The organism is Streptomyces sp. NRRL B-24572, assembly GCF_002156145.1.
Taxonomy (GTDB): Bacteria; Actinomycetota; Actinomycetes; order Streptomycetales; family Streptomycetaceae; genus Streptomyces; species Streptomyces vietnamensis.
The window spans coordinates 1-2,231 of record NZ_MWIG01001100.1 but is presented as its reverse complement, the minus strand read 5'-3'; the positions used below and the strand labels follow the sequence as shown (position 1 = coordinate 2,231).

At 71.0% G+C, this 2,231-nt stretch carries 3 protein-coding genes; 2 read left to right on the top strand and 1 reads right to left on the bottom strand.

Going from position 1 to position 2,231, the window contains the following annotated elements; translation table 11 throughout:
* Positions 1–223: 223 nt before the first annotated feature.
* Complete coding sequence (locus CCN56_RS40520) at positions 224–1,021, top strand: site-2 protease family protein (protein ID WP_086832535.1); 798 nt, start codon at positions 224–226, stop codon at positions 1,019–1,021.
* 105 nt (positions 1,022–1,126) lie between these two features.
* Here CCN56_RS40520 and CCN56_RS40515 read toward each other — a convergent pair whose 3' ends face one another.
* A complete protein-coding gene (locus CCN56_RS40515; RefSeq protein WP_086832536.1) occupies positions 1,127–1,639 on the bottom strand; it encodes a PadR family transcriptional regulator in 513 nt (170 codons plus the stop codon).
* A 106-nt stretch (positions 1,640–1,745) separates the two neighbouring features.
* On the opposite strand from CCN56_RS40515, the gene CCN56_RS40510 reads away from it, so the two are divergent.
* Positions 1,746–2,231 (top strand): hypothetical protein (locus CCN56_RS40510; RefSeq protein ID WP_107484323.1); only part of this gene is annotated, 486 nt, incomplete at its 3' end.

The following is a 2,231-nucleotide window of genomic DNA, read 5'->3' as shown; positions in this document are numbered from 1 at the left end:
CCGGTGGGGAGGTCGGTGCCGTCGGAATCACGGACGCTGGTCGAACCGAGCACGAAGTAACGCACGCCCCCCATTCTCCGCGAGCCCGACCCCCGCCTCGCGCCGGACCGCCACGGCGGGCGGGTCGCGGGCCCGGAAGCGGTGGGGTCCCGGGGGTGGAACTCCGGTCGGGGGGCGGTACGTTTCCCCCGCACCTGACCTCCGTCCCCTGGGAGCCCCCGTCATGACCACCGCCACCACCCGGCGCCACGAGCGGCGGATCAGCCCCGTCTTTCTGGCGATCCTCGCCGTCATGGCCGTCACCGGCTGGGCGGTGTGGACGGGCTTCGCCGCCTCGCCCGGGCTCGCGGTGTTCCTGTTCGTGACCTCGGCGTGGGTGGTGTCGCTCTGTCTGCACGAGTACGCGCACGCCCGGACCGCCCTGTACGGCGGGGACATCACGGTGGGCGCCAAGGGTTATCTGACGCTCAACCCGCTCGCGTACACGCACGCCGTGCTGAGCATCGTCCTGCCGGTGCTGTTCGTGATCATGGGCGGGATCGGTCTGCCGGGCGGCGCGGTCTTCATCGAGCAGGGCCGGATCAGGGGCCGTTGGAAGCACAGTCTGATCTCGGCGGCGGGCCCCCTGGCCAACGTGCTGTTCGCGCTCGTCTGCACGGCGCCGTTCTGGCTGGGCGCGCTCGACGGCGTGCCGCTCGCCTTCCAGTTCGCGCTGGCGTTCCTGGCGTTCCTCCAGGTGACGGCCGCGCTCCTGAACTTCCTGCCGGTGCCGGGGCTCGACGGCTACGGGGTGGTGGAGCCCTGGCTGTCGTACCGGGTGAAGCGGCAGATCGAGCCGTACGCGCCGTACGGCTTCTTCATCGTGATCGCGCTGCTGTTCGTCCCGCAGATCAACAACGCCTTCTTCGACACGATCGACGCCCTGATGCAGGCTCTCGGGGTGCCGGAGCTGAGCCGTTACTGCGGTTCGCAGCTGTTCCGGTTCTGGGAGGAGGCCCCGGAGTTCTGCGGGGTCCAGTAGTACTCGCCCTCGACGCCGTACCTGTTCCGGTCGTGACCGGCGGGCGCGCGTAGGTTCGACCCGCCGCCGCGAGGGGCCGGCCGCCGAACCACGCGCCCGGCTCGTCTAGCGGAGCTGGGTGGCCGCCCAGCGGGCCCACTCGCGCTTCATCTCGTTGAAGCGGAGTCCGTACTCCAGGGCGATGCGGCCGTACACCGACAGCTGGTCGTCGCCCCAGTCGATCGACCGCTCCAGCTCGCGCAGGGCTTCGAGCTCCCGGTCGGACACGTCCATCAGCCCGGCGAGGTAGCCGGCCGCCTGCTCCCGCGTCAGCACGCCGAGGAAGAAGACCCTCAGCAGGGTGTCGCTGCGGGGGTTGCGCTGCGGCTCGGTCTCCGTCAGCCAGTGGCGCAGCTCGGCCAGCCCCTCGTCCGTGAGGGTGTACTCCTTGCGGCCGCGCGGCCCTTCCGCCGAGACGCCGATCAGCCCGGCGGCGGCGAGCTTGGCCAGCTCGCCGTACATCTGGCTCTGAGTGGCGGGCCAGACGTTGGCCAGCGAGGTCTCGAAGCGTTTCAGCAGGTCGTAGCCGCTGGCGGGGCGCTCGGAGAGAAGTCCCAGGAGGGCGTGTCGAAGGCTCATGACCATCACCTTACATTCCATTCTTGACATGTCAGTTCTGGAACGTCTAGCTTCGACATGTCAGAACAGGAATGTCAGGACGGCGAACAGCAACCGGGGGTCTTCGATGTCGTACGTGCGCACCTTCCTTCCCTGGATCGTCTTCGCGGTGATCCCGTCCGCCCAGTGGCAGTGGGGCGCGCTCGCCGCCCTGGTGGCCGCCGTCGCGGTGGCCGCGCAGCAGCGCCGCGCGGGGGCCGGGTTCGACGCGCTGATCATCGAGACCGGCTCGGCGGTCTTCTTCGCGGCCCTGGCGGCCCTCGCCTTCGCCGACCCGGGCTCGGCCGTGCACGGCTACTCGGCGGCCCTGTCCTCGGCCACCCTGGCCCTGATCGCCGCGGTCTCGCTGCTCGTCCGCAAGCCCTTCACCCTGGGCATCGCCAAGCGCACCACGCCGCGCGAGGTCTGGGGGCTGCGCCCCTTCGTGCGGGCCAACACCGTCATCACCACCGCCTGGACGGCCGCCTTCGCGCTGACCGCCGGCGTGCTCGCGCTCCTCGCCCGGGCCGACCAGGGGCACTCGACGGCCGCCACGGCCGTCGAGTGCCCCTGG